The sequence below is a fragment of the Pseudomonas sp. NPDC089743 genome (genome assembly GCF_044748785.1).
GTDB classification, from domain to species: Bacteria; Pseudomonadota; Gammaproteobacteria; order Pseudomonadales; family Pseudomonadaceae; genus Aquipseudomonas; species Aquipseudomonas putida_X.
Genome location: NZ_JBIVGS010000006.1, coordinates 1 through 20184, shown reverse-complemented (window position 1 = coordinate 20184; position 20184 = coordinate 1). Strand labels below are relative to the sequence as shown.

Here is a 20184-nt window from a genome sequence, read left to right as displayed (position 1 = left end):
CAGGGACTGAATACCCGGTCTGCGTTTGCAGCCGCCTGGGGCCGGGGTATAGTCGCTGACAAACGATAAACATGTGTTGCCTGTACTGGCCCTATCGCCGGCAAGCCGGCGATAGGGCCGCAACAGGCACCCCGCAGAGGACATTCCCAATGAAGTTCGAAGGCACCCGCGACTACGTCGCCACAGACGACCTGAAACTGGCGGTCAACGCGGCCATCACCCTCGAACGCCCATTGCTGGTCAAGGGCGAGCCAGGCACCGGCAAGACCATGCTTGCCGAACAGCTGGCCGCCTCGTTCGGCGCGCGCCTGATCACCTGGCACATCAAATCCACCACCAAGGCCCACCAGGGCCTCTATGAGTACGACGCGGTCAGCCGCCTGCGCGACTCGCAGCTGGGCACTGAAAAAGTCCACGATGTGCGCAACTACCTGAAGAAGGGCAAGCTCTGGGAAGCCTTCGAGGCCGAAGAGCGGGTCATCCTGTTGATCGACGAGATCGACAAGGCCGATATCGAGTTCCCCAACGACCTGTTGCAGGAACTCGACAAGATGGAGTTCTACGTCTATGAAATCGACGAAACCATCAAGGCCAAGCAACGCCCGATCATCATCATCACCTCCAACAACGAAAAAGAGCTGCCCGACGCGTTCTTGCGCCGCTGCTTCTTCCACTACATCGCCTTCCCGGACCGCGACACCCTGCAGCGGATCGTCGATGTGCACTACCCCAACATCAAGCAATCGCTGGTCAGCGAAGCGCTTGACGTGTTCTTCGACGTGCGCAAGGTGCCGGGGCTGAAGAAAAAACCCTCCACCAGCGAGCTGGTCGACTGGCTCAAGCTGTTGATGGCCGACAACATCGGCGAAGCGGTATTGCGCGAGCGCGACCCGACCAAGGCCATCCCGCCGCTGGCCGGGGCCCTGGTGAAAAATGAGCAGGACGTTCAACTGCTCGAACGCCTGGCCTTCATGAGCCGGCGCGGCAACCGCTGACAGGAGCCGGCCATGCTGCTCAACCTGTTCAACGAAATGCGTGCGGCCAAGGTGCCGGTATCGGTGCGCGAACTGCTCGACCTGCTCAACGCCCTGCAACAGCGTGTGGTGTTCGCCGACATGGACGAGTTCTACTACCTGGCACGGGCCATCCTGGTGAAGGACGAGCGCCATTTCGACAAGTTCGACCGGGCTTTCTCGGCCTACTTCAAAGGCTTGGAAAACCTCGACCGGCATCTCGAAGCACTGATCCCGGAAGACTGGCTGCGCAAGGAGTTCGAGCGCTCGCTGACAGATGAGGAGCGGGCGCAGATCCAGTCGCTGGGCGGCCTGGACAAACTCATCGAGGAATTCAAGAAACGCCTCGAAGAGCAGAAGGAACGCCACGCCGGTGGCAACAAGTGGATCGGCACCGGCGGTACCAGCCCGTTCGGCTCTGGCGGTTTCAACCCTGAAGGCATCCGCGTGGGCGACGCCGGCAAACGCCAGGGCAAGGCGGTGAAGGTCTGGGACCAGCGCGAGTACAAGAACCTCGACGACCAAGTGGAGTTGGGCACGCGCAACATCAAGCTGGCCCTGCGCCGGCTGCGCAAGTTCGCCCGCGAAGGCGCCGCCGAAGAGCTGGACATCGATGGCACCATCGACCATACCGCACGTGACGCCGGGCTGTTGAACATCCAGATGCGCCCTGAGCGGCGCAACACGGTCAAGCTGCTGTTGCTGTTCGACATCGGCGGCTCGATGGATGCCCATGTCAAAGTCTGCGAAGAGCTGTTTTCGGCCTGCAAGACCGAGTTCAAGCACCTGGAGTACTACTACTTCCACAACTTCGTTTACGAGTCGGTCTGGAAGAACAATCTGCGGCGTACTTCGGAGCGCTTCTCCACCTTCGACCTGCTGCACAAGTATGGCGATGACTACAAGGTGGTGTTCGTCGGCGACGCCGCCATGGCGCCTTATGAGATCACCCAGCCCGGTGGCAGTGTGGAGCACTGGAACGAGGAGGCCGGGTATGTGTGGATGCAGCGCTTCATGGAGAAATTCAAGAAGATCATCTGGATCAACCCTTACCCGAAACAGGCGTGGGATTACACCGCATCGACACACCTGGTGCGTGACCTGATCGAGGACAAGATGTATCCGCTGACCTTGCAAGGGTTGGAGGATGGGATGCGGTATCTGTCCAAGTAGTTTCGCCTGTACCGGCCCTATCGCCGGCAAGCCGGCCACATGGATTACGCCGGCTTTCAGAAATTGCGCAAGACAGCTGCCTGGCGCAGGCCTGAAGAACTGTGCGGTCGCGGTGGGAGCCGGCTTGCCGGCGATAGGGCCGGTCGGGTCACCGCCACCGGTTCAGACAAGCCTGCTGCTCCCGCCAAGCCTCTTCCTGCACCACCGCCCTGAACCGCACCGACGCCCCCGGCATGCACTGCGCCAGCTGCGCCAACGCCAACGGCGTCAGCGCCCCCAGCCGCGGATAGCCACCTATGGTCTGCCGGTCATTGAGCAGCACGATCGGCTGGCCATCCGGTGGCACCTGCACCGCCCCCAGCGCAATACCCTCCGAAATCATCGGCGCGCCCTGATAAACCAACTGCGGCCCGAGCAACCGAATGCCCATACGGTCTGCTCGGCTGTCCAGCGTCCAGTCACGGTTGAACGCCTCGAACAGGCTGTTACCGCTGAAATCACCGATCTGCGCGCCAATGACCAGATCGAGCACGGGCTTGTGCGGATAACAGGGCCGCAGCACCTCTGGCACTTCGCGCAAGGCTGGCTGCGAGCCGGCGAACGCCAGCGATTGCCCTTTGCCCAGCGCCGCCCCTCGCCCATCGATGCCACCCAGTGCTTCACGCACAACGGTGGCGCAGCTACCCAGCACGGCTTCACCTTCGAAGCCGCCCGGCGCCGCAAGGTAAGCACGCACGCCCTGCCGGGGTTGTTTCAAGGTCAGCCGCTGGCCCTTGGCCAGGGCAAAGCTGCGCCAGGGTGCCAGCGGCTGGTCATCGACGCGAGCATCCAGGTCGGCACCGGCCAGGGCCAGCACGCAATCCTGTGCGGCCACCACGGTGAAGCCGCCCAGCGCCACCTCGACCACCGGCGCGCCCAGCGGGTTGCCCAGCAGCCAGTTGGCCCACTGCATCGCCACCCAGTCCAGCGCCCCGCCTTGGGTTACCCCCAGGTGCCGCACGCCAAAGCGCCCGGCATCCTGCAACTGGCACAAGGCAGTGCTGGCTTCGATCTTCAACAGCGTCATGCCTGTGCCTCCAACGGGCTGTCATCGCCGCCCAATGCCAGGAGCTCGGCATGGGACACCGCCACGAAACGCACCCGATCACCCGGCTGCAGCAGGCTGTAGCCTTCGCGCTCGCGATCGAACAGGCGAACCGGGGTACGCCCGATCAGGTTCCAGCCGCCCGGCGACACCGCCGGATAGGCCGCTGTCTGGCGCTCGGCAATGCCGACACTGCCGGCCGCCACGCGCTTGCGCGGAGTGCTCAGCCGCGGGGAGGCCAGGCGTTCGTCCACCAGCCCCATGAAGCCGAACCCCGGAGCGAAGCCAAGGGCGAACACCGGGTACTCGCGCTCGCTGTGCAAGCGGATCACCGCTTGCTCGCTCAAGCCACTGCGTGCGGCCAGCAAGGGCAGCTCAGGGCCAACGGAGGCGTCGTACCATACGGCAATCTCGTGCCGGCGGCCGCTGCTGCCCGAGCTTGGCTGCAGCCCCTCCAGCGCCTGGCCGATCAACGCCCTCGCCTGCCCTGGCGGCATATCGAACTGCACCATCAGCGTGGTATAGGACGGCACCAGGTCCACCAGGTGCTCACCGAAGGCGGCACTCAAACGTTGGCTCGCCGCCAGCAGCCACGGCATGTTGGCCTCATCGATACGGTCGAACAGGCGCACCATCAGGCTATCGATCGCGACCGCCTCGATACGCAGCTTCATGCCGACCCCAGCGCATCGAGCGCCTGGCGGATCTGCCGCACCGCCGCTACCGAGCTGTCATTGTCACCGTGCACGCACAACGTACTCGCCTGCAGGCGCAAGGCACTGCCATCGTCGGCCACCAGCGTTTCACCACGGGCCAGGCGCAAGGCCTGCTCGACCACCAGGGCCGAATCGTGGTGAACCGCACCCGGCAGGCGCCGCGACAGCAAATGGCCGCTGGCGGTGTAGGCGCGGTCGGCGAACGCCTCGAACCACAACGGCACGCCAACCTCGTCACCCAAGGCCCGTGCTGCGCTGTCGTCGGCCGTGGCCATGAGCATCAAGGGCAAACTGGGGTCATACCCCGCCACGGCTTCGAGCACGGCACGCAGCTTGAGCGGGTCGGCCATCATGTCGTTGTAGAGCGCGCCGTGGGGCTTGATGTAGGCCACGCGGCCACCCTGGACCTTGCAGATACCGTCGAGAGCACCGATCTGATAGTGCAGCAGGTCGCGAATCTCCTCGGTACTGCAGGCCATGGAGCGGCGACCGAAGCCGACCAGGTCCGGGTAGGCCGGATGGGCGCCGATGGTCACGCCATGCTGCAGGGCCAGCGCCACGGTCCGGCGCATGGTGCCGGGGTCGCCGGCATGGTAGCCGCAGGCGATGTTGGCGCAGTCGATGTAGGGCATCACCTCGGCATCCAGGCCCATGCGCCAGCTGCCAAAGCTTTCCCCCATGTCACAATTGAGTAGCAGGCGTTTCACCTGGCGAGCTCCCGTGTCGATGTTCATGTGCCTACCTTAACGCGCCTGAAGGTGTTTGCCGCGGGTTTCCGGCAGGCTCAAGGCCGCCAGGATCACCACACCGTACGACACCGCGGCGAACCCGCCAATGCCCAGCCCCAGCGGCACCTTCTGGCCAAGCAGGCCGATCAGCAAGGGGAACATCGCGGCGATGATCTTGCCGACGTTGTAGCAGAACCCCTGCCCCGAGCCACGGATGCGGGTGGGGAACAGCCACCGACGTGCAGTAACACATCCTACAGACCCTTCTGAAATTCGCCCTCCCCCTCCCCTATCGTGGTGGACACAACATCGCTTGAACCCTAGCCAAAGCGGTAATTCGATATCTCGTAACTTCCATGAATGCCGCGATTTTGCTAGATGCCCGCGTTGACAGCTCTGTCTATCCAGGTATTTACTTCCCCCCGTTTCAAGGCCAGAGCACGGAGCACCGCATTGACGGGCTGGCCATACTGACAGGGAGATACGTCTGATATGAGTATTGCAATACTGCGCATGGCCGTCTCAGCACCGTTGAACAAGAGCGGTAGGCCATGATTAAAGGGAACATGTACGACCGCCTCTCACAAAGGCGCGAAGCCGCTGAAGCACTCGCCAAGGAAGAAGCAGAACGACAGGCCGCCGCTGAAGCGGCCTTGCAAGCGGCAACACTTGCCGAGCGCGCCCGACCTTTGCCACTGGTAGCCGATCACAACGAACTGCATGCTGCCGGGTTGCGCCTGGTCATGCCGCCAGGCCTGAACCTCCACGAGTCCATCACGACGCTGCAACTGGGTCCGCACCAGGTGACCCTGGCTGCAAAACGCCAAAGCGTTGCACAAGGGCAAACACTCGACCATCTGCTTGAACAGCATCTGGCAGAGGCGCTTCAGCGCTATACGGAAGTCACCCTTATCCGCAAGCACCCCTGCACCTTGGCAGGGCACGACGCGCTCAATCTCGACTACCGCTTCACCAATGGCCCAGAGGCCCGCCACTGTCGAGCGGTAATGATTCTGGTGCCTGAACGTGTTGGCCAGGAAGCGCAGGCGCTCATGCTCACCACCATCGTCGACCCCGATCACGAGCCCTTGTCCAGCTGGTTGATCACCTTCGATGCCATGCTGGCCAACATCACCAGCGCGCCAGCCGTGGCCCGGGAGTAGTTGCCATGTTCGAAGCAGCACGCTGGGGTGACGACATCGAGCACACCTCAGCCCTCACAGGGTTCCTTGCCGGAGCGGTTGCGGGGGTGGCGCTGGTTGCAGCCGCAACGTTCATGGTCTGTACAGGCGGGTTGGGTGCTTTTCTGCTGCTCATGGTCGTTGGCCTGGGCGCGAGCGCCCTGCCCGGTCTGGGTGAGGATCTCGGTTCGACCTTTGGCTCACCCACAGGGCAGATCGAGCAGCCCGGTTGTTCCCCGAACGTCTTCATCAACGGCCGCAACGCTGCGCATGTCACCGAAAGTACCGCCGTATGCGAGCAGCACCCAGCCCCCGTACAAGTTGCCGAGGGGTCCAGCAACGTGTTCATCAACGGCGTCGCGGCGGCACGCAAGGGTGACAAGCTGACCTGTGGTGCCAGCATCGCAGCTGGGTCGAACAACGTATTCATCGGCGGCGGCACGCAGCGCTACCTCAAGGTCAGTGAGGAAGTGCCGGACGAGCTGCGCGTCACCGTCGATGTGCTGATGGTCGTGGCCTCCATGGGCCGCTCAGTATTCAACGTCGCGACCATGGGTTTGCAGGCAGGCCTCAAGGCCGCAGGGCCCTGCGCCTTGCAGGTTGGGGTGACCATCGCCGGCAGCTATCTGGCAGGCCGCTACCTGATCGGCCCTGCCGTGGAGCGGGCCATCGCTGGTTTCGTCGGCAACCCGGTTGACCTCACCCGCGGGCGCAAGGTACTGGCGGACGAAACTGATTTCGTCATCCCCGGCCTCATGCCCATCGAGTGGTCACGCTTCTACGCCAGCGACCTCGATACCGGCAGCGTGCTAGGGCGCGGCTGGACTCTGCCCTGGGAGCAGAGCCTGCGCCGCAATGGGTGCTTCGTTTACCTCAAGGATAACCAGGGGCGCAGTGTTCCTTTCGCCGATGTCGAGCCGGGCGAGCGCATCTACAATCCACACGAGCAGTTGACGCTGGTGCGCACCCTCGGTGGCCATTACATCCTGCAGACACTCGACAACCTGTTTTTCTACTTCGGCGAAGTACCCAACGACAACCAGGAAGTGCCCCTGCAGCGTATGGAAAACGCTTTGGGCCACTACCTGCACTTCACACGCAACGCCGATGGCTGCCTCACCGACATCAGCGCACCAGGCGGCATACGGCTGCACCTGCACTACGAGGCCCCCTTTGGCCGACTGGCCTCGGTCAAGCGCATCATTGCCGACGCAGCCGTCGAGACCTTGGTGCGTTATAGCTACGACAACAAGGGGCAGCTTGCCCAGGTGGTCAACCGCAACGGCGATACCACCCGCACGTTTGCCTACGCCGACGGCCTGATGTGCCGCCACACCAATGCCCTTGGCCTGATCAGCGAGTACCTCTGGCAAGTCATCGATGGCCAACCCCGGGTGGTCGAACACTCGACCACCGACGGCGAGCATTACCATTTCCGCTACGACTTCGCCCAGCGCACGAGCTGGGCCACCGACGTACTGGGCCGGGAGCTGGAGATCCGCTACAACGAAGACCACCGGGTCGTCGCCAGCCGTGACTTTGGCGGCGAGCGCTACGGCATGGAGTTCGATGCGTTCGGCAACATCATTGGCTTCATCTTGCCGGACGGTAATCACCTGGCGCTCAAGTACGACGACTTTGGCAGGCTCGTCGAGGAAACCGACCCACTGGGCCGCAAGATCAGCTACAAACATCACCTCGCCACGCCACTGGTGACTGAAACCCGCTTCCCCGATGGCAGCATCTGGAAATCTCGTTACGATTCCAAGGGCAACCTGATCGCCGAAATCGATCCCCTGGGCCACAAGACCGAGTACCTCAACGGCGAAGACGGCCTGCCGCACACGATCATCGATGCGACCTTCAAGTCCAAGTACCTGTGGTGGAACGCCTACGCCCAGGTCGAGCGTTTCGAGGACTGCTCAGGCAAAAGCACCTATTACCGCTACGATGAGCGGCAGCACCTGATCGCCGTCACCGACGCGCTGAACCAGACCACGACGCTGGAGCGCAAACCCGACGGCGAAGTGCTGCGCATCTGTCATCCGGATGGCACCGCCGAATCCTTTACCTACAACGCCCTCGGCCAAGTGCTGACCCACACCGACGGCAAAGGCCAGATCACGCGCCTGCAACGTACTTCGCGTGGCCTGCCCAGCAGCCGCCAGGATGCCAAAGGGCAGTTCATTCGTTACGAGTACGACAAAGCGATTCGCCTGACTGCGTTGGTCAACGAAAACAGCGCGGCCTACCGCTTTGCCTATGACGCCTCGGACCGCCTGAGTGAAGAAGTGCGGGTGGACAACCTGACCCGGCGCTTCAGCTATGACGCGGGCGGAAATCTGGTTCGCCTGGACGAAATCGGCTATGGCGAAAACGGCGAGCGCCCGGAACGCAATACGCTGTTCGAGCGTGACGCGATTGGCCGCTTGCTGGCCAAGGTCAACCGCGATGCCCGTCAAGATTTCGAGTACGACGAGGCCGACCGACTGCTGAGCATTCAGCGCACGCCGAGCAGTCTGGGCAAGCAGTTGGGCATCACGGATGAAAGGCTGAGTTACCGCTACGATCTGCTGGGACGCTTGACGCAGGAACTGACCCCGAGCGGAGCACTGGATTATGAATACGACCCGCTGAGCAACCTGACCACACTGACCCTGCCAGACGGGCGCAAGGTCAACCACCTGTACTACGGCAGCGGTCACCTGCACCAGCTGAACCTGGACGGCCAGGTCATCAGCGACATGGAACGCGATGACCTGCACCGCGAGGTGTATCGCACGCAGGGCAAGCTAACCAGTTGCTTTGGTTACGATGCGATGGGCCGCAAGGCCTGGCAGTTTGCGTCAACGCTACCCGCCGACAAGCTGTCGCGAGTGCACAACCCCGGCATCAATACGTCGTTGCTGGTGGAGCATGCGTACAACCCGATTCACCGCCGTTACCAGTACGACCCGGCTGGAGAGTTGGTACGCACCCTCGACAAATTGCGTGGCGAAATCAAATACGAGTACGAAGCCAACGGCCAGTTGCACAGCCGTGATACCGGATCCCTCGTAGGTAGTGAAGAGTTCCGCTACGACCCGGCCGCCAACAGGCTGGACTTCAATGCGCGTCAGTTTGAGAAGGTCCAAGACAACCGCATCAAGCGTTGGCGGGATCAGGAGTATCGCTATGACCCGTGGGGCAACCTGATCGAGAAGCACTCGGGGCACAGCAAGCTGCAGAGCTTTAGCTATGACTGCGAGAACCGGCTGGTTCGAGCGGAGACGCTGGTCAATGGCAAGTTGGAAAGCACCGGCACGTATCGCTATGACAGCCTGGGACGGCGGGTAGCCAAGCAATCGGAGATCAACGGCATCACGGAGCAGAAGCGCTTCCTCTGGCAAGGGCTGAGGATGCTGCGTGAGGAGACGCCTGGGCAGAGTATTCTGTATTGCTATGAGCCGGGCAGCTATGCGCCGTTGGCTCGTGTTGATCAGGCGGAGGGACAAGAGCAGAAGGTCTACTACTTCCACACCGATCAGATCGGCACGCCCCTTGAAATGAGCAATAGTGAAGGTGAGATCGTTTGGCAGGCCGCGTACCGTTCGTGGGGGGCGATTGAGAGCCTTGCTGTTAATGAGATTGAGCAGAATCTGCGATTCCAAGGCCAGTATTTTGATAGTGAAACAGGTTTACACTACAACACATTTCGCTACTATGACACTGAGGTCGGGCGTTTTACATCTCAGGACCCAATTGGGCTGGGTGGTGGCACAAATTTGTACAAATTCGCCTCGAATCCAATTGCGTGGATCGATCCTTTAGGTTGGGCATGTTGGTCACCAAAAAGTGTGGCTGGAAGAAAAGTCCATCAGCGAAATGACATATTTGATCCCCACTATATGGATGACCTTGGTAGGACCAATATTCAGAGAATGAAGAAAGGCGACGCACCGATTGGCAGAGATGGTAAAGAAGTCAATCTTCATCATCTCACTCAGGATGAACCCGGCCCCATGGCGGAGGTCTTGAGTAGCTTCCACTCGAAGCATGATAGGGTTTTACATATGTATTCGAATCAGTGGGATAAAAGTTGGGTCGGGCACGATGGTGTTAGGCGCCTATATAACAGTGCCCCGCCAAGTATGAATAGAGGGCCTTTCAATACTTGGAAAAAATCATACTGGAAAATTCGCGCTTTGGATTTTTAAGAGAGGTATGCGATGAGTTATATAGATAAATTGGAAGCTGAAATCATTGCCAGTGGAGAGGATCCCGCTTTTGCTGGGGGAGCGTCGGATGACGTGATACGTGATTTCGAGAGCGCTCTGGGTGTTAATTTCCCCCCATCTTACATATTGTTTCTTAAAAAATATGGAGCGCTCTCTTTTGCCGGCGACACATACTACGGTATTACAAAAAGTGGTGTAGACGCTACAGCCATTCCGAGTGTGGCTTTTGCTACAAAAAGTGCGCGTGCAGATGGTGATGCTGACAGCTCGATGATTGTAATTAAAGCATCGGGGTATGGGCCTATTTACTCTATAGACACCTCAATTATTGGTGACGATGGAGAACCAGTGGTGGTAGAGACGGAGCTTTCTTTTAAGCGTACAGGTGAAAAAAATGTCATCCACCAAAGTTTCAGAGAGTTTTTTAGTGATATGATCAGGCAGGCTATTAAAGAGCTGGACTGATCACTAGGTGGTGGCTGTGATAAGGGCCGGATGGTGATGATGGGTGGTATTCTAGTGCGATGTGCGAGGCGTAATGCACTTGGTGCCGTTTTTCAGATTTACTATTTTTACCGTATATTGATAATTTTATAGTAGCGCTAGGGCTCTTTAATATATTGGTAGGTGCATAGGGGGAATTTATTCTCCCCTCATGCACATTTATAGTCTGGTTAAAGAAGAACGCATCGTCGACCAGTGGGCCGTGGAAACCCTGGTCCGTTACCGCTATGACGACAGCGGTCAACTGACTGAAGTCATCAACCGTAACGGTGATTCGGTCCGACAGTTCCATTACGCTGAAGGCCTGATGATTCGCCACAGCAATGCCCTCGGCCTGATCTGCGAATACCGGTGGCAAACCCAGAGCGACAAACCCCGCGTTGTCGAGCACTGGACCAGCGACGGCGAGCATTATCATTTCCGCTACGACTTCGCCCTGCGCACGAGCTGGGCCACGGACGTACTGGGCCGGGAGCTGGAGATCCACTACAACGAAGACCACCGGGTCGTCGCCAGCCGTGACTTTGGCGGCGAGCGCTACGCCATGGAATTCGATGCGTTCGGCAACATCATTGGCTTCACCTTGCCGGACGGTAATCACCTGGCGCTCAAGTACGACGACTTTGGCCGCTTGGTCGAAGAAACCGACCCCCTGGGCCGCACGATCCGCTACAAGCACCACCTCGCCACCCCGCTGGTAACGGAAACCCAGTTCCCCGATGGCAGCGTCTGGAAGTCCCGATACGACGGCAAGGGCAACCTGATCGCCGAAATCGATCCCCTAGGCCACAAGACCGAGTACCTCAACGGCGAAGACGGCCTGCCGCACACGATCATCGATGCGAACTTCAAGTCCAAGTACCTGTGGTGGAACGCCTACGCCCAGGTCGATCGTTTCGAGGACTGCTCAGGCAAAAGCACCTACTACCGCTACGATGAGCGGCAGCACCTGATCGCCGTCACCGACGCGCTGAACCAGACCACGACGCTGGAGCGCAAACCCGACGGCGAAGTGCTGCGCATCTGCCATCCGGATGGCACCGCCGAATCCTTTACCTACAACGCCCTGGGCCAGGTGCTGACCCACACCGACGGCAAAGGCCAGACCACGCGTCTGCAGCGCACCTCGCGTGGCCTGCCCAGCAGCCGCCAGGATGCCAAAGGGCAGTGGATTCGTTACGAGTACGACAAAGCGATTCGCCTGACGGCGTTGGTCAACGAAAACAGCGCGGCCTACCGCTTTGCCTATGACGCCTCGGACCGCCTGAGTGAAGAAGTGCGGGTGGACAACCTGACCCGGCGCTTCAGCTATGACGCGGGCGGAAATCTGGTTCGCTTGGACGAAATCGGCTATGGCGAAAACGGCGAGCGCCCGGAACGCAATACACTGTTCGAGCGTGACGCGATTGGCCGCTTGCTGGCCAAGGTCAACCGCGATGCCCGCCAGGATTTCGAGTACGACGAGGCCGACCGACTGCTGAGCATTCAGCGCACGCCGAGCAGTCTGGGCAAGCAATTGGGCATCACGGATGAAAAGCTAAGTTACCGCTATGACCTGCTGGGACGCTTGACGCAGGAACTGACCCCGAGCGGAGCACTGGATTATAAATACGACCCGCTGAGCAACCTGACCACACTGACCCTGCCGGATGGCCGCAAGGTCAACCACCTGTACTACGGCAGCGGTCACCTGCACCAGCTGAACCTGGACGGTCAGGTCATCAGCGATATGGAACGCGATGACCTGCACCGCGAGGTGTATCGCACGCAGGGCAAGCTAACCAGTTGCTTTGGTTACGATGCCTTGGGGCGCAAGGCGTGGCAGTTTGCGTCGACCTTGCCAGCGGAAAAGCTGTCGCAAGTGCACAACCCCGGCATCAATACGTCGTTGCTGGTGGAGCATGCGTACAACCCGATTCACCGCCGTTACCAGTACGACCCGGCTGGGGAGTTGGTACGCACCCTCGACAAATTGCGTGGCGAAATCAAATACGAGTACGAAGCCAACGGCCAGTTGCACAGCCGTGATACCGGTTCCCTCGTAGGTAGTGAAGAGTTCCGCTACGACCCGGCCGCCAACAGGCTGGACTTCAATGCGCGTCAGTTTGAGAAGGTCCAAGACAACCGCATCAAGCGTTGGCGGGATCAGGAGTATCGCTATGACCCGTGGGGCAACCTGATCGAGAAGCACTCGGGGCACAGCAAGCTGCAGAGCTTTAGCTATGACTGCGAGAACCGGCTGGTTCGAGCGGAGACGCTGGTCAATGGCAAGTTGGAAAGCACCGGCACGTATCGCTATGACAGCCTGGGACGGCGGGTAGCCAAGCAATCGGAGATCAACGGCATCACGGAGCAGAAGCGCTTCCTCTGGCAAGGGCTGAGGATGCTGCGTGAGGAGACGCCTGGGCAGAGTATTCTGTATTGCTATGAGCCGGGCAGCTATGCGCCGTTGGCTCGGGTTGATCAGGCGGAGGGCCAAGAGCAGAAGGTCTACTACTTCCACACCGATCAGATCGGCACGCCCCTTGAAATGAGCAATAGTGAAGGTGAGATCGTTTGGCAGGCGACGTATCGTTCGTGGGGGGCGATTGAGCAGCTGACGATCAATGAGATTGACCAAAATTTACGGTTCCAGGGCCAGTACTTTGATCGCGAGACGTCGCTTCATTACAATACCCTAAGATATTACGATCCTGAAGTTGGTAGATTCATTGGTCCAGACCCCATTGGCTTGCGCGGGGGTGTGAATCTTTTCAGATACAACGTAAATCCGATTTACTGGATTGATCCAACGGGGCTCGCTCCATGTCAAGTGCGAGTTGTTAATAACACAAAGATTCACGGTCGTGGGCAGGTAGACGGAACGCCTGGACATGATCAGTTTTCAGAAGCAATCGCCAATAAATTGGCTATGAGTGGAAAGTTCTCGGATGTGTATTTGAATCGTTCATATAGCTTCGCGAATGGGCGAGGCGTCTCAGCTCGACGTCCAGATGTTATGGCTATTGATGTGAACGGTAAGGTCCATGCGATCGAACTTGCCTCCAAGACGGATATGGGCAGAAAACTTCCGACGCTTACTTCGCGTAACGAAACCGCAATGAGTAATTTGCCGCTTAGTAAGCAAGGCGAAGTTTTAGTGTTAGAGCATCCATACAGTGCTTCTGACATGAAGTCTTTGCTTGATGATTTGATTTCTGGAATATAGGTGGTTATATGTCTGTAGCGTTGGCTTTATACGGTGTCGAAGAAGTTAACCCTAAATTGGCCCTGAAATTTGCTAAGCACTTTTTTGCTTGCATTAATCTGTCGATTACAGGTGCGGGTTATTATAGGTATTTGTGTGATGGGGATCATGTTGGCGATCACGATCTTGTAGCGGTGGAGTTGACCGAACTCGAGGAGAGAGTGAATAACGGTACAGCTACGGCGTTTAGAATATACAACGAGGCCGCAGGTGCTATCCCGTGGTTTGCATCCTTTGGTTATTCTACGAATGATTTTGGCAGTTTCTATCACTTTGATGGTCAATGCTCTGATGACTCTGTGGGGCTAGAGAGCCTGGTGAAATTTGTCAAAGATCTCAGTGCTGACATTGTAGTGCCTTATGGGATTATCTATCAGTGCGAAAAAGTAAGTAAAGCACTTAGTTATGCTGCTGGTAATAATATGGTAACGATATATCCGTGCGAGAATTCATCTGCATTCAAGAAGGAAGTTCCTGGCAGATTTCAGGGTCGAGAGCGCTACAAGGAGAATTTATTGAGGATGGTTTATCCCGTTAATGTATTAAGTGACCGGCATTTGGAGGCGGATGTTGCGGGGGTGGTACTGAAAGATTGGATTGGTGAGAGTGTCGGGCGAGGAGCGCTCGAGCCGTTAACTCCTTCGACATGGCTGTGGTACCTCGAAGCGGATCAGCTTCAAAACGTAAATCAGTGTTTGGGCGAGGCCGGCATCCTGATTTCATGGAAAAAACCGGATGTCAAAAAGCGCTTTTGACTTTTATTTCGAGCAAGGTTTGGTGCGAAATTTGCTGCTTGGGCCAGTTATTTGTTCGCAGAGCCTGCTTGGGACCTTAAGAGCAATTGGCGGTCATGCTGGCATCCGACTCGGATGACGCTGTATACAATTAGTGGATGCTGGCGGAATGATTTCAAAAGCTTGGGTTGTTCATGACATGCCTGATGATTCAAGTAGTTTGATCGATGCGGTGGGATCGGAAAAGCTCTTGAGGCGCTTTGTGAACATACTTGTTAAGCATGGCAGGCACAGAGTGGTGTAGCATTTTCACTTCAGTCTCAAGCTTAGAATAACGGCAATTATTGGGTTAAGTGTTCTCGGCCTATGCTTCTGTATTCCTAAGCGTGTCTGTCTAGGGGGCGTCACGAAGTGGATGTTTTTTAAAAAATGGCAGCGGGGCGGTAGCCGCCTCAATAGCTGATAAATACAATTCGCAGCGTCGTCACATCTGAGGTCGCCAGTCGCTAAATGTGTTCGAATATCCAGTATCTCAACTGCGACGCCAAGGTCGAGTGCTTTGGCGACTGTCAACCGCGATGCCAACGGCTAGTTACACAGCCCCGATACCGGTTCGCTTGTACATAGCGGAGAGTTCCGCCATGACGCTGCGGCCAACCGCTTGGACTTCAATGCGCAGTAGTTTGAGAGGTCAAAGACAACCGCATCAAGCGTTGGCGGGATCAGGAGTATCGCTATGACCCGTGGGGCAACCTGATCGAGAAGCACTCGGGGCACAGCAAGCTGCAGAGCTTTAGCTATGACTGCGAGAACCGGCTGGTTCGGGCTGAGACGCTGGTCAATGGCAAGTTGGAAAGCACCGGCACGTATCGCTATGACAGCCTGGGACGCAGGGTAGCCAAGCAATCGGAGATCAACGGCATCACGGAGCATAAGCGCTTCCTCTGGCAAGGGCTGAGGATGCTGCGTGAGGAGACGCCTGAGCAGAGCATCCTGTATTTCTATGAGCCGGGCAGCTATGCACCGTTGGCTCGGGTTGATCAGGCGGAGGGCCAAGAGCAGAAGGTCTACTACTTCCATACGGACCAGATCGGCACGCCCGTAGAAATGAGCAATAGCGAGGGTGAGATTGTCTGGCAGGCCACATATCGGTCTTGGGGCGCGATCGAGCAGCTGACGATCAATGAAGTCGAGCAGAATCTGCGATTCCAGGGGCAGTACCAAGATGATGAGACAGGGCTGCACTACAACACGTTTCGGTATTACGATTCTGGGCTCGGGCGATTTGTCACACAGGATCCAATAGGTATAGATGGTGGTTTTAACCTATATAATTATGTGTCCAATCCGACTGGCTGGTTCGATCCTTGGGGGTGGGAATGTTGGAGTAGTGCAAGAAAAAATTACTGGAAAGCCGAAGCTAAAGCACCCACGAGAACATACTCCGCTGGGAACATGGCTCGCATGGCAGATGGTAAGGCACCAAAAATAACTGTAGAAGTGGTTAATAGAAGGACGGGCCTTCCTCAGACCAAGGACGTTTCTATGGAGTTACATCATAGAGACATTCCGCAGCGAATAGGTGGCGACGGAGTACACCAGACTCAAAACCTAGACGCTCTGACACCCTGGGAGCACGAAGCGGTTGACCCGTTCAGGCATGTAGGTAATGACTTGATTAAAATTATTAAGGGGCTTGACATATGGTAGCTGCAGAAGATGTTCGTGCTTGGATCAATAGTACTGTGTATGCAAGTTTACTAGATACTGTTGTTGAAAATCTAAACTTGAGTGTTAACTCTGATCCTGTTCCTGATACGGTCCTTCAGCTTGATGCTAATAAGTTGAATCTGGCAAAGCTGGAGCCGTCCGCACTTATTGCGGTCGCTCAGGATGCTGATCTGGCTTGTCGCTACATTGCAGAAAAGCTTAATGCTTTCAGCGAGGTGCCTGATGAGCAAGAAGGCAAAAGCCCGGACGATGAAGATGACGTGATTATAGAGACACATGCATTTTATCAGAACTTCCTAAATTTATATTTAATAGAGTTGCATTTCTTGCGTTTCAATTCAAGTGACTTGGAGGATTACTTGAAATCCATTCGAATTCCTGGAGCCAAGAAGTATTCGGCTCAATTGAAGGGGATGTACAAGTCAATATCTGGGTGATCTGTTTTGTTCTGGTCAGGCTGCTGAGTTATTCGCGACGAAGCATAGTGTTTTTCAATGTTACTGTTAATGATGAGGTGTAGATTTAGGTGCTGTACGAAAACTTCGCAAACATTGCATGGAACAAGCCAGGGATACTATGGCGGCGTAGCTTTCACGGGTTTGTCGAAGCGCGATACGATCCGGCGGCCCAGTGGAGCGTGCGCTCAATGATGTTGCGCTGCCGGTATTTGGGTCGATAAAGAATTCCGGTAAATCAGGCTTTGGCTGCCGCTTCACCGAACGCAGAGGGATATCGATATTGATCGCAGTAGCGGCGTAGCGCTTCGGCGTCGTAGCCCTTGTCGGCAAACAGCCATTTGCGGCGTTTGACGCAGGAACTGACCCCGAGCGGTGCGCTGGATAATGAATACGACCCCCTCAGCAACCTGACCACACTGACCCTGACAGACGGGCGCAAAGTCAACCACCTGTACTACGGCAGTGGTCACCTGCACCAGCTGAACCTGGACGGCCAGGTCATCAGCGACATGGAGCGCGATGACCTACACCGCGCGGTGTATCGCACCCAGGGCAAGCTAACCAGTTGCTTTGGCTATGATGCCATGGGGCGCAAGGCGTGGCAGTTTGCGTCGACCTTGCCAGCGGAAAAGCTGTCGCAAGTGCACAACCCCGGGATCAATACGTCGTTGCTGGTGGAGCATGCGTACAACCCGATTCACCGCCGTTACCAGTACGACCCGGCTGGCGAGTTGGTACGCACCCTCGACAAATTACGTGGCGAAATCAAATACGAGTACGAAGCCAACGGCCAGTTGCACAGCCGTGATACCGGATCCCTCGTAGGTAGTGAAGAGTTCCGCTACGACCCGGCCGCCAACAGGCTGGACTTCAATGCGCGTCAGTTTGAGAAGGTCCAAGACAACCGCATCAAGCGTTGGCGCGACCAGGAGTATCGCTATGACCCGTGGGGCAACCTGATCGAGAAGCACTCGGGGCACAGCAAGCTGCAGAGCTTTAGCTATGACTGCGAGAACCGGCTGGTTCGGGCTGAGACGCTGGTCAATGGCAAGTTGGAAAGCACCGGCACGTATCGCTATGACAGCCTGGGACGCCGGGTAGCCAAGCAATCGGAGATCAACGGCATCACGGAGCAGAAGCGCTTCCTCTGGCAAGGGCTGCGGATGCTGCGTAAGGAGACGCCTGGGCAGAGTATTCTGTATTGCTATGAGCCGGGCAGCTATGCGCCGTTGGCTCGGGTTGATCAGGCGGAAGGCCAAGAGCAGAAGGTCTACTACTTCCACACCGATCAGATCGGCACGCCCCTTGAAATGAGCAATAGTGAAGGTGAGATCGTTTGGCAGGCGACGTATCGTTCGTGGGGGGCGATTGAGCAGCTGACGATCAATGAAATCGAGCAGAATCTGCGATTCCAAGGCCAGTATTTTGAAAGTAAAACGGGCCTGCACTACAATACTTTTAGATATTACGATCCTGAGGTCGGGCGATTTGCGTCACAAGATCCAATAGGCTTGATGGGTGGTTTTAATTTATATCAATATGCTGCGAATCCAGTTATCTGGATTGATGCGTGGGGGCTATGCGCTGGTAAGGACTAGGGGGCGTATTATGCGCGGCAGACGGGGACTCGCCCGCCAGTTACAATGGAGCGACCCCACGCACATCACATCGTATTTAAGGGAGAGTTCGCAAAATGGCCAAGTATGCAAAAAGCGCTCGAGCGCAGCAGGGCTGTACTGGCTAGGTATAAAATCGATCCTGTGCATGATACGTCTGCGATGATGTGGGCGGAAAACCAGGGTCACACCATTGCGAATGCAAAACTCGTTGCGAGTAAACTAGAGGCTGCAGATAGAGCTATCATGGGGCAAGACTTACCCTTCAATCAGGCTGTTTCAGCCATGAAGGGCGAGCTGCAAAAAATAGGTGTTGAAGTTTTTGGTACTTTGTAGGAGTGGATGATGAACTGGACGGAATTTGAAAGCAAAATTACGCCGCTTGTCAAACAAGCTTTGGATGAGTTGCAGAGGACGCACTCTGACGAGAGATTTTACGCATTTTCTCTTTATACTGACAGCAGTGCAATGACTATTGCCGTTGCAGGCAACTCTCTCGAAGCGTTGGATCTAAAAGTTCAGAAAGAAGATGAGGAAGATCGCGAGGATTCCGTCCCGTATTTTAAGTGGGCTACTTCGGAGTGGGTGTACGAGGGCTGGCGTAGAGATCTGTTTAAAAATGCTTGTAAGGAGTTGAGAGAGGACAGTGAGCGTACTGATATCTCGACCTTCAGGGAGGGGCTTTATTCTGTCATGACACGAGTTTTAAGTTCGTTGCGAGAGACAGGCTTCTTTCAGAGCTTCTTGGTGACAGAACCTATTTTGTTTGTTAGCGTTACCGATGACAATGCTGCTGAAGAGCTTGAAAATAGAACGGCTTGCAGGCTTAATTCTTTGGATGTTTATGAGGAGTTTTCAAGCAGGTATGAAGCTTGATCATGTTTTCGTGAGCGTTAGATGATCGGCAGTAAGATGGATTAAAATTTCAGCGATTATTATTGCCGGTCATCCGAAAGTTAAGTTTTATATGTTATGGTTTTGATGTGTGGTTGGAGTGACGCGTAAAAGGTAGGAGTGCGATCCATGAACCCCACCTTCTAAAAGATAGGGCCTCAGCTTACCGTGGTATCTCTGGCGAGCAGTTCCATGGCAGCAAGGCTTCGTAGTCTGAGACCGACGACGCATACGGCAGGCGCTCAAGTACGTGGCGCAGCCACGTATAGGGCTCCTGGCCGTTGACCTTGGCGGTCTCGACCAAGCTGTATATCTGCGCACTTGCCGTGGCGCCCTTGGGCGTGTCACTGAACAGCCAAGCCTTGCGCCCAATGACAAACGGTTTTATCGCACGCTCTGCCAGGTTGTTGTCGATTGGCAAATGGCCCGCTTCGACATACCGTTCCAGGCGGCTCCAGTTGTTTGCCAGGTAATGCACCGCCTTGCCCAATACGCTTTGCGGCGTCACCTGGGCGTACGTCTTGTCCAGCCAGCTTTTCAGCTGACCGAGGATCGGTAAGCTTCTTTCCTGGCGACCGATGAACCGCTGTTCGTCGCTGACCTCCTTGAGGTCGCGCTCGATGTCATACAGCTTATTGATCATCGTCAGCGCCACATCGGCTCGTCCGGTCTTACCCTTGGGCTGCACCTTTTGTGCTTCGACGAACTTGCGGCGCGCGTGAACCATGCATGCCAGTCGCTCGATACCGGGCTGCAACGCCAAAGCGTTGTAACCCGCATAATCGTCGGTCATCACATAGCCGCGATAGCCTTGCAGCAGACGCAATGGTACTTCCTGCGCACGGCTGGTGGTGTAGTCGAACAGCACAACTTGTCGATCAGGCGGGC

Annotated in this window: 13 protein-coding genes and 5 pseudogenes; 12 read left to right on the top strand and 6 right to left on the bottom strand. The window is 56.8% G+C overall.

The features are described 5' to 3' along the window. Nucleotides 1–149: 149 nt before the first annotated feature. Nucleotides 150–995: a MoxR family ATPase gene (locus ACIPZC_RS12770; RefSeq protein WP_349974671.1), complete on the top strand. Its 846-nt coding sequence runs from the start codon at nt 150–152 to the stop codon at nt 993–995. A 12-nt stretch (nt 996–1007) separates the two neighbouring features. Beyond that, nucleotides 1008–2186 (top strand): VWA domain-containing protein, encoded by a 1179-nt coding sequence (locus ACIPZC_RS12765; RefSeq protein ID WP_012315698.1) that lies wholly within the window; start codon nt 1008–1010, stop codon nt 2184–2186. A 148-nt stretch (nt 2187–2334) separates the two neighbouring features. Here ACIPZC_RS12765 and ACIPZC_RS12760 read toward each other — a convergent pair whose 3' ends face one another. The 4 genes and pseudogenes from ACIPZC_RS12760 to ACIPZC_RS12745 all read right to left on the bottom strand — a co-directional run. Further along, nucleotides 2335–3252: a biotin-dependent carboxyltransferase family protein gene (locus ACIPZC_RS12760; protein WP_400627275.1), complete on the bottom strand. Its 918-nt coding sequence runs from the start codon at nt 3250–3252 to the stop codon at nt 2335–2337. After that, nucleotides 3249–3944 carry a 5-oxoprolinase subunit PxpB gene (gene pxpB, locus ACIPZC_RS12755; RefSeq protein WP_400627273.1) on the bottom strand — a complete coding sequence of 232 codons (696 nt, stop codon included), beginning with the start codon at nt 3942–3944 and terminating at the stop codon, nt 3249–3251. The genes ACIPZC_RS12760 and pxpB overlap by 4 nt, the downstream gene beginning before the upstream one ends. Next, nucleotides 3941–4720 carry a 5-oxoprolinase subunit PxpA gene (locus ACIPZC_RS12750; RefSeq protein WP_267818017.1) on the bottom strand — a complete coding sequence of 260 codons (780 nt, stop codon included), beginning with the start codon at nt 4718–4720 and terminating at the stop codon, nt 3941–3943. The genes pxpB and ACIPZC_RS12750 overlap by 4 nt, the downstream gene beginning before the upstream one ends. A 9-nt stretch (nt 4721–4729) precedes the next feature. Continuing rightward, nucleotides 4730–4945: pseudogene (locus ACIPZC_RS12745) on the bottom strand (MFS transporter); the annotation flags it as partial. Nucleotides 4946–5265: 320 nt separating this feature from the next. Between ACIPZC_RS12745 and ACIPZC_RS12740 the strand changes: the two are divergent. The 7 genes and pseudogenes from ACIPZC_RS12740 to ACIPZC_RS12710 all read left to right on the top strand — a co-directional run bounded on the left by ACIPZC_RS12740 (nt 5266) and on the right by ACIPZC_RS12710 (nt 16765). Next, nucleotides 5266–5877, top strand: coding sequence for a hypothetical protein (locus ACIPZC_RS12740; protein ID WP_400627270.1), 612 nt, complete (start codon nt 5266–5268; stop codon nt 5875–5877). A 5-nt stretch (nt 5878–5882) separates the two neighbouring features. Next, nucleotides 5883–10091 (top strand): RHS repeat-associated core domain-containing protein, encoded by a 4209-nt coding sequence (locus ACIPZC_RS12735; protein ID WP_400627268.1) that lies wholly within the window; start codon nt 5883–5885, stop codon nt 10089–10091. A gap of 12 nt (nt 10092–10103) precedes the next feature. Then, on the top strand, nt 10104–10577 hold the full coding sequence (locus ACIPZC_RS12730; protein ID WP_400627266.1) for an SMI1/KNR4 family protein: 474 nt from the start codon (nt 10104–10106) through the stop codon (nt 10575–10577). A 226-nt stretch (nt 10578–10803) separates the two neighbouring features. Further along, a pseudogene (locus ACIPZC_RS12725) lies at nt 10804–13824 on the top strand (RHS repeat-associated core domain-containing protein); the annotation flags it as partial. An 8-nt stretch (nt 13825–13832) separates the two neighbouring features. Next, complete coding sequence (locus tag ACIPZC_RS12720; RefSeq protein ID WP_400627264.1) at nt 13833–14618, top strand: hypothetical protein; 786 nt, start codon at nt 13833–13835, stop codon at nt 14616–14618. A 571-nt stretch (nt 14619–15189) separates the two neighbouring features. Further along, a pseudogene (locus tag ACIPZC_RS12715) lies at nt 15190–16307 on the top strand (RHS repeat domain-containing protein); the annotation flags it as partial. Further along, nucleotides 16301–16765, top strand: coding sequence for a hypothetical protein (locus ACIPZC_RS12710; RefSeq protein WP_400627262.1), 465 nt, complete (start codon nt 16301–16303; stop codon nt 16763–16765). The pseudogene ACIPZC_RS12715 and the gene ACIPZC_RS12710, both read left to right, overlap by 7 nt. 66 nt (nt 16766–16831) lie before the next feature. Here ACIPZC_RS12710 and ACIPZC_RS12705 read toward each other — a convergent pair. Then, nucleotides 16832–17135, bottom strand: a pseudogene (locus ACIPZC_RS12705) (transposase); the annotation flags it as partial. Here ACIPZC_RS12705 and ACIPZC_RS12700 point away from each other — a divergent pair. From ACIPZC_RS12700 to ACIPZC_RS12690, 3 genes and pseudogenes are all read left to right on the top strand, one after another. Beyond that, nucleotides 17125–18366 (top strand): annotated as a pseudogene (locus ACIPZC_RS12700) (RHS repeat-associated core domain-containing protein); the annotation flags it as partial. The pseudogenes ACIPZC_RS12705 and ACIPZC_RS12700 sit on opposite strands and share 11 nt — an antisense overlap. 123 nt (nt 18367–18489) lie before the next feature. Further along, complete coding sequence (locus tag ACIPZC_RS12695; protein WP_400627260.1) at nt 18490–18738, top strand: hypothetical protein; 249 nt, start codon at nt 18490–18492, stop codon at nt 18736–18738. A 9-nt stretch (nt 18739–18747) separates the two neighbouring features. After that, nucleotides 18748–19278 (top strand): DUF4303 domain-containing protein, encoded by a 531-nt coding sequence (locus tag ACIPZC_RS12690; protein ID WP_400627258.1) that lies wholly within the window; start codon nt 18748–18750, stop codon nt 19276–19278. A gap of 181 nt (nt 19279–19459) precedes the next feature. Here ACIPZC_RS12690 and tnpC read toward each other — a convergent pair. Further along, nucleotides 19460–20184, bottom strand: a 725-nt coding sequence (gene tnpC, locus ACIPZC_RS12685; RefSeq protein WP_400627256.1) for an IS66 family transposase, incomplete at its 5' end; no start/stop codon positions are given.